This is a genomic window from Herbaspirillum sp. GW821-FHT09A12 (assembly GCF_059418325.1).
The window spans coordinates 69,558-84,035 of record NZ_JBWKPR010000006.1; the positions used below are offsets into that span (position 1 = coordinate 69,558).

11 protein-coding genes are annotated in these 14,478 nt (G+C 65.5%); 6 read left to right on the forward strand and 5 right to left on the reverse strand.

What is annotated here, in order from left to right; translation table 11 throughout:
• Positions 1-205 precede the first annotated feature (205 nt).
• Together AC07N6_RS14990 and AC07N6_RS14995 are read left to right on the forward strand one after the other, a co-directional pair.
• The gene (locus AC07N6_RS14990; RefSeq protein ID WP_494782364.1) at positions 206-1,162 is read left to right on the forward strand and encodes a LysR family transcriptional regulator; all 957 of its coding nucleotides are present in this window, start codon (positions 206-208) and stop codon (positions 1,160-1,162) included.
• A gap of 299 nt (positions 1,163-1,461) precedes the next feature.
• A complete protein-coding gene (locus tag AC07N6_RS14995) occupies positions 1,462-1,941 on the forward strand; it encodes a hypothetical protein (protein WP_494782363.1) in 480 nt (159 codons plus the stop codon).
• Between the two features lie 47 nt (positions 1,942-1,988).
• On the opposite strand, the gene AC07N6_RS15000 is transcribed toward AC07N6_RS14995, so the two are convergent.
• Positions 1,989-2,897, reverse strand: a complete 909-nt coding sequence (locus AC07N6_RS15000; protein WP_494782362.1) for a LysR family transcriptional regulator — start codon at positions 2,895-2,897, stop codon at positions 1,989-1,991.
• A 126-nt stretch (positions 2,898-3,023) separates the two neighbouring features.
• On the opposite strand from AC07N6_RS15000, the gene AC07N6_RS15005 reads away from it, so the two are divergent.
• The 3 genes from AC07N6_RS15005 to AC07N6_RS15015 all read left to right on the forward strand — a co-directional run bounded on the left by AC07N6_RS15005 (position 3,024) and on the right by AC07N6_RS15015 (position 7,942).
• Positions 3,024-4,280, forward strand: coding sequence for an MFS transporter (locus AC07N6_RS15005; RefSeq protein WP_494782361.1), 1,257 nt, complete (start codon positions 3,024-3,026; stop codon positions 4,278-4,280).
• Between the two features lie 190 nt (positions 4,281-4,470).
• Complete coding sequence (locus tag AC07N6_RS15010; RefSeq protein WP_494782360.1) at positions 4,471-5,778, forward strand: Zn-dependent hydrolase; 1,308 nt, start codon at positions 4,471-4,473, stop codon at positions 5,776-5,778.
• A 541-nt stretch (positions 5,779-6,319) separates the two neighbouring features.
• Complete coding sequence (locus AC07N6_RS15015; RefSeq protein ID WP_494782359.1) at positions 6,320-7,942, forward strand: methyl-accepting chemotaxis protein; 1,623 nt, start codon at positions 6,320-6,322, stop codon at positions 7,940-7,942.
• Positions 7,943-7,966: 24 nt separating this feature from the next.
• Here the strand turns inward: AC07N6_RS15015 and AC07N6_RS15020 are convergent, their stop codons facing one another.
• Positions 7,967-8,707, reverse strand: a complete 741-nt coding sequence (locus AC07N6_RS15020) for a glutamine amidotransferase (RefSeq protein WP_494782358.1) — start codon at positions 8,705-8,707, stop codon at positions 7,967-7,969.
• A 500-nt stretch (positions 8,708-9,207) separates the two neighbouring features.
• On the opposite strand from AC07N6_RS15020, the gene AC07N6_RS15025 reads away from it, so the two are divergent.
• Positions 9,208-9,612: a DUF4148 domain-containing protein gene (locus AC07N6_RS15025; RefSeq protein ID WP_494782357.1), complete on the forward strand. Its 405-nt coding sequence runs from the start codon at positions 9,208-9,210 to the stop codon at positions 9,610-9,612.
• Positions 9,613-9,824: 212 nt separating this feature from the next.
• Here AC07N6_RS15025 and AC07N6_RS15030 read toward each other — a convergent pair whose 3' ends face one another.
• From AC07N6_RS15030 to AC07N6_RS15040, 3 genes are all read right to left on the reverse strand, one after another.
• The gene (locus AC07N6_RS15030) at positions 9,825-10,958 is read right to left on the reverse strand and encodes a mechanosensitive ion channel family protein (protein ID WP_494782356.1); all 1,134 of its coding nucleotides are present in this window, start codon (positions 10,956-10,958) and stop codon (positions 9,825-9,827) included.
• Positions 10,959-11,065: 107 nt separating this feature from the next.
• Entirely contained in the window at positions 11,066-13,162 is a 2,097-nt protein-coding gene (locus AC07N6_RS15035) for an FUSC family protein (RefSeq protein WP_494782355.1), read from the reverse strand.
• A 260-nt stretch (positions 13,163-13,422) separates the two neighbouring features.
• Positions 13,423-14,319: a LysR substrate-binding domain-containing protein gene (locus AC07N6_RS15040; protein WP_494782354.1), complete on the reverse strand. Its 897-nt coding sequence runs from the start codon at positions 14,317-14,319 to the stop codon at positions 13,423-13,425.
• Positions 14,320-14,478 lie beyond the last annotated feature (159 nt).

Below are 14,478 nucleotides of genomic sequence, written 5' to 3' on the forward strand. Positions count from 1 at the left end.
GAAAATAATGAATCGATAAGCATTCTCATTATATAAGCCATGCCCCGATCGCACCGGCCTCAATGCCGCCACGGGGCCTGGCTGCGGCGATATGACGCAGCCAGATGCGGTGCACCGTCGCCAACCCCGTGAACCGGGGCCACCGCCGCTTGCACTACAATGCGCCATCCGCCGTGGCGCCACGGCGGCCAGCCAGGAAATACCCATGTTCTCGTTCAAGCAACTCGAAGCCCTCTACTGGATCGCCACCCTGGGCGGTTTCGCGCCGGCCGCGCGCAAGCTCAACACCACGCAATCGGCGGTGTCCAAACGCATCAAGGAGCTGGAAACCAGTTTCGATACCCCTTTGTTCGACCGCGAACAGCGCCAGGCGCGCCTGACCGAAAAAGGCGAGGAAATGCTGCTGATCGCCCGGCGCCTGCTGGAGCAGCGCGATATCGCCGTCGAACAGTTCAGCAAGCCCGAGGTGATCGAGCGCCGCCTGCGCATCGGCGTGACCGAGCTGACCGCGATGACCTGGCTGCCGCGCCTGGTCAGGCGCATCCACCAGCACTATCCGCGCGTGGTGATCGAACCCGACGTGGACTTGAGCGTGCACTTGCGCGACAAGCTGCAAAACGACGAGATGGACGCCATCATCGTGCCCGACGCCTTCACCGATCCCGGCCTGTCGGCGCTGCCGCTGGCCAGCGTCAAGAGCGTATGGCTGGCGCGCCCGGGGCTGATCGGCGACCGCAAGCGACCGCTGCGCATGCATGAGCTGGCCTCGCACACGATCCTCACCCAGGGCAACAAATCGGGCACCGGCATCATCTACGACCGCTGGATCAAGTCGCAGTCGATCTTCCCCGGCCACTCCTTGAGCTGCAGCAGCGTGGTGGCGCTGATCGGCCTGACGGTATCGGGCATGGGAGTGAGCTACCTGCCCTACCAGCCCTTGCGCCCGCTGATCGAGAGCGGCACCCTGGAAATCATCGAGACCTCGCCCAGGCTGCCCGACGTGCCCTACGTGGCGCTTTACCGCAGCGAACGCAAGAGCAGCTTCATTTCATCCATCCTGATGCTGGCGCAGGAATGCTGCGAGTTTTCCGACATGTTCCAGATCGAGGAACTGGCGGGCCAGCAGCATGCTAAGAAACGTAATTCCGGCCCCTTTTTTTAATATCCAGACAATAATTACGCTGATCGTTGTCGCTTCTGCGTCGAACCGGTCAAAATTGTTGCGCGATTTTTTTTGCACCGCACTATACTTCCATTAATTTCCGTAAAGAAATTATTGCCAAGATAAGGGACGAGTGGCTGCCCATTCCGGCCGGGAAACCGAAGACGGCCGCAAGGCCGGCAGCGCTCGCAGGGGTGGCGAAGAAACCGCATGGGAACGGTTTCATCGGCACAATTGATTTTGATTCAGGCGGGTCGTGCGGGCCATCTCCGGCCGGCGCCCTGCGCAAACAGAACAACATGAATCCAACGCCACAGGATTCCGCCGAGTCCGACATGCCGCAACAGATGCGGGTGCGCACACTGATCGATGAGATCGGCGCACTGACGCTGCATGTCCAGGAACTGGGCCGCATGGCCGAAGAAGCCCGCCAGCTCTATGAGCGGGGCGAGATGCCGCCGCCGGACGATCCGCGCCGCTTGGTCGACGATGTCGAGGCCTTCCGCCGCCTGCTGGAACACGCCATCGTGCGCATCTTCGAGGAAATCTTCGGACCGCGCACCGACACCATCGAACGCCAGATGAGCATGCGCCTGATTGCCGAGATCGGGCCGGCCGCTTTCGTGCAGAAGGTGCTGTGGGGCGAGGAAATCAGCGACATCGCGCTGACCATCGCACTGGAACGCATGATCCCTTCGCTGGAAAAACTGGTGGAGCAATATCCGGCCGCCTTCCTGGAACAAGCCAATTCGGTGCTCGACCGCTTCAAGCCCCAGTGACGCGCGCGGCGCGATCGGCTACGGCACGACACGGCCGCCCTGCCCCATCACTCCTGCCGCTCCGTGCCGCCAGTGCGCCGCAACGAACGCTGCAGGTGCGCGGCGAAGCGCGCGGCGGCGATCGATTGCCGGTGATACGCCAGCGATAACTGCGCGCGCGGCGCCGGTTCGCGGATCTCGATGTAGCGCACCTGGTCGAGCTGCACCTGCTCGATCGCCTCGGGCACGATGGAGATGCCCAGCCCGGCAGCCACCAGGTTGATCGCCGAGGTGAGCTGCGGCGCCAGCTGGATCACCTGCGGATCGAAACCGGCCGCCTGGCAGGCGCTGAAGATTCCGTCGTACAGCGCCGACCCCTTGCCGCGCGGGACCATGATGAATTTCTCCTGCGCCAGGTCCTGCAGCCGCAAGGACTTGCGGCGCCCCAGCGGATGCGCGCGCGGCAACGCCACCTTCAACTTCTCAGCCGGCAGCTCGACCACTCCCACTGCGTCGGACGGGGTGCCGACGATGCGCACGAACGCCGCATCCAGCTGCGAGCCGGCGATGTCGGCCAGCAGTTGCTCGGTAATGCCTTCGCTGAGCGAAATCTCCAGCTTGGGATGGCGCTCGCGGAATTGCTGGATCGAATGCGAGACCAGCGGATGAAACACCGCCGACGAGGTGAAGCCCATGCGCAGCAAGCCGACCTCGCCGCTGGCGGCCTGCCGGGCCGCGCGCAGCGCCTGGCCCGCGGCCTCCACCGCCTGCTGCGCATGCGGCAGGAAAACCCGCCCGACTTCGGACAACTCCACCCCATGCGAGGTGCGGCGAAACAGCGGCGCCCCCACCTGCTCTTCCAGCGACTTGATCTGCATCGACAGCGGCGGCTGGCCGATGCCGACCTTTTCGGCGGCGCGCGTGAAGCTCAGGTGTTCGGCGACAGCGAGGAAATAACGCAGGTGACGCAGTTCCATGATATCTGTTTTATAGATGGAGATAGCCAGTGATATATATTGGACAATATAGCTGATTTCTTCCAGACTGGCGCCATCCGAATCAATCGGCGCCCTCCCCGCAGGCCGCCGGCAAGGAAGCCCATCATGCAATCCCTCTCCGACTCCGCCGACGCGGCGCAGTCCCCGGCCCCGACCACCCCGCCGTCCAAACCCGCGCAAGGCGCCATGCGCGGTTCGGCCGCCTACCGCCGGATCACGCTGGCGCTGTTCTGTTCCGGCTTCGCCACGTTTTCGCTGCTGTATTGCGTGCAGCCGCTGCTGCCCGAGTTCGCCGGGGAGTTCCACGTCGGCGCGGCCGGCGCCTCGCTGGCCTTGTCGCTGTCGACCGCGCTGCTGGCGCTATCGATCGCGCTGGCCGGGATCGTCTCGGAACGCTACGGCCGCAAGGAACTGATGCTGGCATCGATGGCCCTGGCCGCCTGCTGCAACCTGCTGGCGGCAGTCGCGCCCACCTGGCATATGCTGCTGGCGGCGCGCGCGCTGGAAGGCTTCGCCCTGGGCGGAGTGCCGGCGGTGGCGATGGCCTACCTGGCGGAAGAAATCGACCCCAGCGGCCTGGGCTTTTCGATGGGCCTGTATGTGGGCGGCAACGCCTTCGGCGGCATGATGGGCCGGGTGGCGATGAGCCTGATGGCCGAATCGTTCGGCTGGCGCAACGCGATGCTGGCCATCGGCGTGTTCGACCTCGCGCTGGCGGCCGCCTTCATGCTGCTGCTGCCGGGATCGCGCAACTTCGTGCGCAACGGCGCGCTGCGACTGGGCGACCACTTGGCCCTGTGGAAGCAGCATCTCACGCACGGCCGCCTGCCGCTGGTATTCGGCATCGGCGCGCTGGCCATGGGCATCTTCGCCACCTCGTACAACTACGCGGGCTTCCGGCTGATGGGCGCGCCCTTCTCGCTGTCGGCCACGGCCACCGGGCTGATCTTCAGCGCCTATATCTTCGGCATCGTTTCCTCTTCATGGGCCGGCGCCCTGGCCGACCGCTTCGGCCGCGCGCCGCTGGTGGCGGCCGGCATCGCGATTTCTTGCGTGGGGCTGTTCCTGACCTGCACGCCGGTGCTGGCGCTGGTGATCCTGGGCATCGTGCTGCTCACCATCGGTTTCTTCACCACGCACTCGGCCGCCAGCAGCTGGGTCGGCCGCATGGCCGCCAGCGGCAAGGGCCACGCCGCCTCGCTGTATCTGCTGGCCTACTACCTGGGCGGCAGCATCCTCGGTTCGGTGGGCGGCTGGTTCTGGGAGCATGCGGGGTGGAATGCGGTGGCGGGCTTCATGTTGCTGCAGGTGCTGCTGGCCGGTTGGCTGGCCCGGCGCTTGTGGCAGCCAGGCCGAGCCTGAATACGTTCAAGAAAAAGCCGAACCCGGCCGGACCCGCTCCGGCTTCTTCATTGGCGCGCCCGATGCAGGGCCCGCCGCCGCCGGGCGCGGCATGACTATTGCTTGCCACTACGGATAAATGGACAGCGGAATGCCCCACGGCGCCTCATCCCTGGCCGCCGGCTCTAGCGCAATCACATTGGAAGCAGACATGGATATCAAGACCCTGGCCGCGACGGCCGAGCCCGACATGCCACTGGCGCAGCAGCTTTTCGCGCAACTGCGCAGCGACAACGAGGCCCTGCATGGCGCCGCCCACGGCATCACGCGCGACACCTATGGCGCCGGCGAACAGCGCGCGCACGAACTGATGGCCTCGACCGCGCGCCGCCTCGGCCTGGAGGTAAGCACCGATGCCGCGCTCAACCTGTACCTGACGCTGCCGGGCCGCGACCGCGCCGCCCCCGCGCTGATGACCGGCTCGCACCTCGACTCGGTCCCGCGCGGCGGCAATTACGATGGCGCCGCCGGCGTGGTGGCGGGGCTCTCGGTGCTGGCCGGCTGGATCGCGGCCGGCATGCAACCGCAATGCGACGTCACCGTCATGGGCGTGCGCGCGGAAGAGAGCGCCTGGTTCCCGGTCTCCTACATCGGCAGCAAGTCGGCTTTCGGCCTGCTGGGCGCCGACGCGCTGGAGATCCTGCGCCTGGATACGCGGCGCAGCCTGCGCCAGCACCTGGCCGAATGCGGCGGGCATCCCGCAGGCATCGCCGATGGCCAGGCGCACCTGAAGGCGGAACGCATCGCCGGCTTCCTCGAGCTGCATATCGAACAAGGGCCGGTGCTGGTGGAAGCGGGCGAACAGGTGGGCATCGTCACCGGCATCTGCGGCAGCCTGCGCTACCGGCACGCGCAAGTGCTGGGCGACTATGCGCACTCCGGCGCCACGCCGCGCAGCCATCGCCATGACGCCGTGGCGGCGCTGGCGGAAGTGATCGCCCGCCTGCAGCAGGATTGGGCGCAAATGGAAGCGCAAGGACATGAGCTGACGCTGACCTTCGGCCAGGTCTATACCGATGCGCAGCAAGCCGACATCAGCAAGGTCTCCGGGCAGGTCAGCTTCGGCGTCGATGTGCGTTCGCGCAGCGTGGACAGCCTGCAGCGCATGGAACGCCACCTGCTGGATGCGGTGGCCGCCGCCGAGCAGCAGCATGGCGTGCGCTTCGCGCTGGGCGAGCGTACCGGCAGCCAGCCGGCGCACATGGACGCGGCCCTGCAAGACGAACTGCAAGCCGCCGCCGAACGCCTGCAACTGGCGCATCGCCGCCTGCCCAGCGGGGCCGGGCACGATGCCGCGCTGTTCGCCAACCAGGGCATCCCGACCGCGATGCTGTTCATCCGCAACGGCAACGGCAGCCATAATCCGGACGAAGCGATGGCGCTGGACGACTTCGCCGCCGGCACGCGCGCGCTGGCGCAGGTGATGGCGGCGCGCGCCGGACTCGCGGCGAAAGCTTGATATAGCACCGTGCGTCAAATCACTCGGAACGCGGCGTTCCCCTGACGCATGGCAACAATCCGTATGCCTGGAAGCAACTGTGTTGCTTTCTGGCCGCTGGCACCCTTTCCGCCTTCTTTTCCCCGTTTGCCGCACCCGCGAAAGCCGCTAATCTGGGTCGGCATGCCCCGCCTTGCACGCCTGTATCGCCCCGCGAACGGGCTGCGAGGCCGACGGCCAATAACAAGAACTCATTTCATAAATAGGCGTGAGATGCGTTCTGCTCAGAAAGGGCGCTGGCAAGGCGCGCGACGCGTCGTGTGGGGTGCCACACGCAAGGAGCGCAACACGGCCAGCGCCCTTTCTGAGCAGAACCCGAAGGGAGCGGCCCGTTTGGGCGAATTGCTGCGTTACGAAGTTGGGGCAAGACGTCCAGTCTTGACCCAACTTCGCGCCTTGCACTTCATCCCAAACGGGATAAGCTCGCACTCACGCCTATTTATGAAATGAGTTCTAATAATCCTGAGACCCGGGCCCCAAGCCCATTTATATCCGAGGCACCATGAACATCCTGGCCAATATGCGGATCTCCAACCGCCTGACGATCGGATTCGCCATCGTATTGCTGCTGGCGATTCTTTCCACCGTAATGGGGCTGTACAACGCCAAGCGCAACGCCGATGCCACGCGACAGATGATGGAAATCCCGCTGGCCAAGGAGCGACTGGTGGCCGACTGGTTCGTGCTCACGTATTCCGCGGTGGTGCGCACCTCGATGATCGCCCGCAGCACCGATGCCGAACTTTCCAATACCTTCAAGGAAGATATCGAGGCCAGCGTTAAGAGCGGTAGCGCCATCATCAAGAAGATCGAGCCGCTGTTGTCTTCGGATGAGGAAAAGGCGCTGATGGCCGTCATCATCGAGGCCCGCAAGAAATACCAGGGCGCCAAGGAACTGGTGATGGAAACCCGCAAGACGGGCGACGCCGCCGCTTCGGAAAAAGCCTACAAGGAAGTGTTCGACCCGGCGGCCAAGGCCTATGGCGCCCAGGTCAACAACCTGCTGGCGATGCAGCGCAACGCCATCGACCGGCTGGCCACCAGCATCGACCAGAGCAGCGCGCGCAGCATGCAGCTGATGATCGTGCTGGGCATCTTGCTGGTGGCCATCGGCGCGGTGGCGGTGGTGATCATTTCGCGCAGCATCACCACGCCCTTGAAACGGGCGCTGGACGTGGCCAGGATGGTGGCCGCGGGCGACCTCTCGGCCACCATCGAGCAGCACGGCAAGGATGAGATCGCCGAGTTGATGCGCGCGTTGAACGAGATGAACGAATCGCTGCGCACCATCGTCAGCGAAGTGCAGGTCGGCACCGAATCCATCACCACCGCGGCGGGCGAGATCGCTTCCGGCAATTTCGACCTTTCTTCGCGCACCGAGCAGCAGGCCGGCTCACTGGAAGAGACCGCGGCCTCGATCGAGCAGCTGACCTCGACCGTCAAGCAAAACGCCGAGAATGCGCAGCAGGCCAACCAGCTCGCGATGGATGCGTCGGATGTCGCCCGCAAGGGCAGCGGCGTGGTGTCGCAGGTGGTGGAAACGATGAACGAGATCAACCGCTCGTCCAACAAGATCGTCGACATCATCAGCGTGATCGACGGCATCGCTTTCCAGACCAACATCCTGGCCCTGAACGCCGCAGTGGAAGCGGCGCGCGCAGGCGAGCAGGGCAGGGGCTTCGCGGTGGTGGCCTCGGAAGTGCGTTCGCTGGCGCAGCGCTCGGCGGCGGCGGCCAAGGAGATCAAGCAGCTCATCGACGATTCGGTGGGCAAGGTCGATACCGGCAGCAAACTGGTCAACCAGGCCGGCACCACCATGGGCGATGTGGTCGACAGCATCCGGCGCGTGACCGACATCATGGGCGAGATCTCGATCGCCAGCCGCGAACAGAGTTCGGGCATCGAGCAGATCAGCCGCGCCGTCACCGAGATCGACGACGCCACGCAGCAGAATGCGGCGCTGGTGGAGCAGGCCACCGCCACCTCCGACATGCTGCGCGCGCAGGCGCAAAAACTGGCGGAGGCCGGACGCAAGTTCAGCCTGGGCCATCCATTGACGGCAGGCGCCGCCCGGCGCGAACGCGACATCTCTCCATCGCCGTTGCGGCTGACGCCTTCGGCCTGAATCGCTTCACGGCGGCGCGCGGCTTCATGCCGTGCGCCGCATCTCTTCCTTTCCTCCTTCCAGGCTGCGCAGCCAGCCTTGCCAGAAGTGCTGCGAAGCGGCCTGGAAAGAGCGGCCGTATTGTTCCGCATCCGAACGCAGGCTGGCCAGGCTGATATTGCGGGTATGGGCAATTTCGTGCGCGTGGCCGATCAGCCAGCGCTCGGCCATGCGTACCTCGAATTCCGGATGGAATTGCAGCGCCAGGCAATTCTCGCCCCAGGCGAAAGCCTGGTTCGGATACATCTCGGACGAGGCCAGATGGCGCGCGCCGGCCGGCAGGTCGAAAGTGTCGCCGTGCCAATGCAGCACGCGCGTGTCCTTGCCCACCAGTTGGCCGAACCACGGCAGCGCGTCCGCATGCGCGCCGGGTTGCAGCGGGCCCCAGCCGATCTCCTTGCCGCAGGTGCCGGGATAGACGCGCGCATGCAGCGCCGCGGCCATCAGTTGCGCCCCCAGGCAGATGCCCAGCGTCGGCAGGTCTTCCAGCAGGCGTGCGCGCAGCCAGGCGATCTCGGCGCGCAGGTAGGGATATTCGGCGGTGTCGTAGACCGCGATGGGGCCGCCCAGCACGACGACGAGGTCGGCATCCAGCGGCGAGATATCGGCGAAGGAGTCGACGCCGACATCGAAGTAGCTGACCTGGTAGCCATTCTTCTTCAACAGCGGCGCGAGCTGGCCCAGGTCTTCGAAGGCGACGTGGCGGAGGGCGAGGGCGGTTTTCATGGCGATGGCGTAGGGAAGAGGGCGTGGCAAAGGAGCGCGTGCGGCGCCGCGAAGGTGTCGATGATGTTTTCGCTATATCTTAACGTATACAACGAATGCCTGAAGGACTTGCTCAAATACACTGAACAAGTTCATTGGCATTTTGTATCGGGACGATAGACGGCGCCTTGCGCCATCTCAAGGCTTGGCCGCGGCGACGCGAAGGACCAAGTAATCGCTATTGAACAACCGCTACTGGCGTGGGTTTCCAGGCGATTCGAGGTAATTTATCATTGAAATTTCACATGTCATCCCAACATGCAGGGATTGCCTCGGATTCAATATTTTCGTACGAAAAAACTGATTGTTCTTGTTTTGGGAATTATATATTCCGGTTTTGAGCCTTTTTCTTGGCCCTTTCGATCCTTACACTTGGTTTCACGATGAAAGCGAAAAGCGACTGATCCACAAACGTCGGGCCGGGCTGAATCGCACATCCTCTCTCTCACAAGGAAACGATCATGAACACCAAGAACATTGCCAGGAACATCATTGCAGGCCTTTTGTTGAGCAGCGCCGTCGGCGCCGCCATGGCCGAGGCTCCATATCCTCCGGAATCCCCGATCGTGTCGACCAAGTCGCGCGCCGAAGTGGTCGCCGAGCTGCAACAAGCCCGCGCCAACGGCGAAATCCTGGTCACCGACCAATACCCGATCGACAAGCCTTTCGTGTCGACCAAGACCCGCGCCGACGTGGTCGCCGAACTGAAGGAAGCCCGCGCCAACGGCGAGATGGTGGTCACCGACCAGTATCCCGTGGACAAGCCCTTTCATTCGACCCTGACCCGCCAGCAAGTGCAGGAAGAACTGCAACAGGCCCGTTCGCAGGGCAACGCCGTCGGCAGCGAACAATATCGTCCGCTGTAATCGGATCTGATGCGCGGCAAGGCTGCGCATCGTCAACCGTAGTAACCGGCAACGCGGCGCTATCCGCGCCCGTTGCCCCGGACGCCGGCGATCCCGGCGTGCCAAGCTCTCCCCAGGCGGGCCCCATGAAAGCGACAGTCTCTCCCCTCGGTCGCAAGTAGTGTGGCCCGCCTACCTTTTTGCCTTCCCGTTTTCTCTTCTTCCAGCGCGCTTCAGGCGCCGCCTTCCCTCGGCGAGCCATCGATGATCGCGCCCGGCGCATCGGGGTCCGCATCGGAGTCATTACGCGCCTGCACTTCGGCGCGCAGGCGCGGCAGCGCGTGCGGATAGTTCTTCGCAATGAAGGCGATCATGTGTTCGCGCACCTGGCAACGCAGCTCGAAGGCGCTGCCGGAGTCGGCGGCGGAGACCAGCAGGCGGATCTGCATGTTGCGCTCGCCGGCGTCGGTCACGTGCATCACGCATACGCGCTTGTCCCACAACGGCAAGGTCTGGCACACGCGTTCGAATTCGGCCCGCACTTGCTGCGTGGGCACGCTGAAGTCCATCCACAGGAACACCGTGCCGAGGATAGTGGAGGAGCGATGGGTCCAGTTCTCGAAAGGGTTTTCGATGAACCATTGCAGCGGCACGATCAGGCGCCGCTCGTCCCAGATCCGGACCACCACGAAGGTGCCGGTGATCTCCTCGACGCGTCCCCACTCGCCCTTGACGATGAGCACGTCGTCGATACGGATCGGCTGGGAAAAGGCGATCTGCAGCCCGGCGAAGAAATTGCCCAGCACCGGCTTGGCGGCGATGCCGGCGACGATGCCCGCCACGCCCGCCGAGGCCAGCAGGCTGGCGCCGAACTGGCGCGCGCCCGGCAACGTCAGGAGCACGAACGACAAACCCAGCAGCGCAATGATGAAATACGCGCTGCGCGAGAGCACCCGGGTCTGGGTCAGGATGCGGCGCGCCCTGAGATTGTCGGCGACATCGTAGGGATTGAGCTTGATGACGGCGACGCTGACCGATTTCACGCAACGGGTCAGGAACCAGGTCAGCGCCAGGATCAACGCGATCGAGGCCAGGTAGGAGATGGAGGTCAGGCCGGGCGTATTGTCCGGCGCGCCGGTCAACACCAGGCGCAGCAGGAACAGGATCAGGCACAGGCGACTGGCGTTGTAGGCCACTTCAGTGGCGGTCATGATGAACAGATGGCCGCGGGCGATGCGGCGGATCAGCCCAATGCCGATGCGATGGGCGATGAGCGCCACGACCGCCGCCACCATGGCCGCGCCCAGCACGATCAGGCCCGAGCGCAGCGGGCCTTCGTTCATGTTGTAGAGAAAATCCAGGTTCATCGTATCCCTTCCATGTGGTGGCCGCGGCATTGCCGTGGATGCAAACGCCGTGTCCGCGTTCGAACCGGGAAGGGGGATTTTGTTTCCGCTTTTTTGCCAGGCAACGCTCAATGCCGCGCCGGGGCAGGGCAGAGCGCCGCCGCCAGCAGGCACAAGGTTTCCACCGCATCGGCCTGGGCCAACTGGATCGGCGCGGGGCGCCGGCGCGACAATGCATGCAAGGCCGCGCCATCCCGCGCCGCCAATGCCGCGCCCATCTCCTGCAACCAGGGAACCAGGTCGGCCGCGCCCGGCTGCGGATGCGTCCAGACATGGCTGGCGTCCGCCGCCAGGCGGCGCGACAACGCCACGGCGGTGCGGCCGGCGCCGCTCTCGCCCTCGGCCAGGCTGCGCTCGCGCATCAAGCGCTGCAACAGCAGGCCGGCCTCGACGTTGGCCACGCAGGCATCGCGCCGCCGCGCATGCATGCGGGCGACCTCGGCGCCATCGTGTCCGGCGCACATGGCGTCGGCCAGATACGCGAGGTTGAGCTGCACCATGCGCAGCAATTGCGCCCGCAGGTCGACCGGCTGGCGGCGCGGCCAGAACAGGTAACTGGCCAGCACCGCCACCGCCGCGCCGATCACGTTGTTGCCGACGCGCAGCGCGGCGTTGGCCAACTGCTGCGCGGGATCGACCGCCACATCGGCCACCAGCACGAACACCGGCGTCAGGAAAGTCGCATACAAGCCATAGCTGACCGGGCGCAGGGCCATGGTCAGCACCGTCAACGGAAACACCAGCACCGCCAGCGCCAGCGGCGAATGCACCACCAGGCACAAGGCCAGGGCCAGCGCGCCGCCGACGATGCTGCCGATGGCGCGCTCCATGCTGCGCGCCCAGCTGTCGGCAATGCTCGGCTGCATCACCAGCATGGTGGCCATGGTGGCCCAATAGCCGAACGGCAGCTCCAGCAGATGCACGATCAGGTAGGTGGCGCCGGCGGCCGCCGCGCAGCGCCAGGCGTGATGCATCTCGGCCGAACCGGCATTGGCGTGCAGCGCCGCCTTGCGCCACAGGGCGCGCACACGATGCGACAGCGCGCGCAACACGCCGCCCCTGTCTGCCCCGGCGCCCCGCGCGGCCTGCTTCAGCCCGGCCGGATCGATATCACCGACGCCCGCGGCCAGCGGGGCCTCCATCAATTGCAGCACGCGCCCGGCGCCGCTGGGCAGGCGCGCCACCAGTTGCCGCAACCGCAGCATGATGCGCGCGTCATCGGCGACCGCGATGCTGTCGCCATTGGCCATCGCCGCCTGCATACCTTGCAGCAGTTGCGCCATGCCTTCCAGCACGCGCGCGGTGCGGCGGCCGGCTGCGGGTGCCTGGTAGTGCGTCAGGCGCAGGTCGGCCAACACGGTGATGCAATCGAGCAGCTCGCCGGCGCGCGCCAGCCGGACCAGCAGGTTTTCGTACAGGCGGCGCGATTCGGTGCGCTCGCCGGCCACCGCGTCGAGCGCGCGGCGCGCATTGGCGATGTCGACGCGCGCATGGCGGCGCGTATGCGCGGCCAGTTCGGCGGCATGCGCCAATTGCGCGGGATCCTGGTCATTGCGGCTTGCGGCGGCGATCGCCGCCAGTTCCGCCAGCGCGCCATAGACCCGCGCCACCGCCTTGCGCGCCGGCGCGAAAGGGTGGATGCGCCAGACCGTCAGCCCCAGCAGCACGGCCCACAGGCAGCCGCTGAAATAAATCAGCACATGGCTTTGCGCCAGCGGCCACAGCACCACCGGCGCGTCGGCCATGATGGCCGAGACCCCGGCCGCCAGCATCAGCACCAGGCCGGCGGCGGCGCCGTAGATGCGCGAGAAGCCGGCCACGCCGGCGCAGGCCATGATGGCCAGCAAACCCGCCTCGACGCTCCAGCCGGCGACCGTGGCCGCGAACATGCCGCCCAGGGTGGAGGCCAGGGCGAAGCCGCCCATCGACGCCAGCCGCGCGCGGTTGGAACCGGCGCTGTCGGCCAGGCAGGTAAGGAAAGCGCCGATCGCCGCCCACGAGAACAGCGGATTGCCCAGCCATTCGCCCAGCAGCAGCATGGCGCTGGCGCCGCAGGCCGCGCGCAGGCCCTCGGACAGGCTGGCATTGCGCAACGGGAAATCCGCTTGCCAGCGCTCCAGCCGCGCGCGGGCGCGGCGCCAGGGGGTTCGGACGAGACCACGCAAGAAAGAAAAACCGGGGATGGATAGCGGCGGCGGCATGCTAAGGGGGCGGGCGGGTCGGTCTGAATTGGGGGAGGGGAGGCCGAGGCCCGCGCGCTTTATTCCCGCGGCGGCGTCATTCCGGTTCCGCCGCCACGGCCGGCAGGCGCTGCAGGCATCGGCAGGAGGCAGTATAGAAAGACCGAAATATTCTTTGTATGACTTAAGTTCCGGCGTTGCATTCCAATGGCGAATACTCAAGCCTCAAGCCATCTCAGGCCGCCTCAGGTCTTCAGCTTGCCCCCGGCAAACAATTCTGCGCTGATCTCCATCCACGCCCGCGCCGCGTGCGACAGGTAGCCGCCGCGCGTCACGTAGGCGACCTGCCATTGCACCTCGGGCTCGACCAGGCGCACCGCCTGCAACTGGTCGGTGGCGATGCGGTGGATGAACGGTTCAGGCAGCAGGGCGGCGCCCATGCCGGCCAACGCCATCGCCACCAGCCAATCCCACTGGCCGCTTTGCGCGGCGATCTGCGGGGCGATGCCGATATCGCCAAAGGTGCCGCGCAGGCTGCGCGTGAGGCCGAATTCGTTGTTGAGCATCACCAGCGGCATGCCGTCCAGCTGGGCGCAGCGCAAGGTGGCCCGGTTCTTCTGGAAGCTGCCGGCCTGGGCCACGGCCCAGATCGGGTAGCGCGCCACCGGCATCACTTCCAGCTCCAGTTCGGGATCGACGGGCAGCACCGTCATGCCGATCTCCAGCTCGCCGCTGGCCACGCGCTGTTCGATCTGCGGGCCGGTGTCTTCCTTGAGGTTGAGCGCGATCTCCGGATGGCGCTCGCGGAAGGCCTTGAGCACCGGCGTGCACAGGATGTTGATCATGGGCGGGATGCCGATGTCCAGGTGGCCCAGGCGCTGCGCCTTGGTGTCGCGCACCTCGGCGTTAAGGCGCTGCATCGAGGCCAGGATCTGCTGGCCCTGCTCGTAGACCACGCGGCCGGTATCGGTCAGCGCCAGGCGGCGGCCGTCGCGGATCAGCAGCGGGGCGTCCACCTCGTCTTCCAGCTGGCGCACCATCTTGCTGACGGTGGACTGGGTCACATGCAGCGCGTCGGCGGCGCGGCTGAAACTGTTCAGGCGCACCGTTTCGGTGAAATAGCGCAGGGCGCGGATATCCATGTTGGCCGGCTTTCGAAGGCGAATTTGAGGCGGATCAAAGTATGCAGATTCCGACTGGAATCGCAGAATTTAAATCATACAGCGCATGCAGGCCGACTTCTATACTCGATCAAAACAAGAATGAAAGAAGTCCGTTCCGCAGGCCATGCAACGCTCACT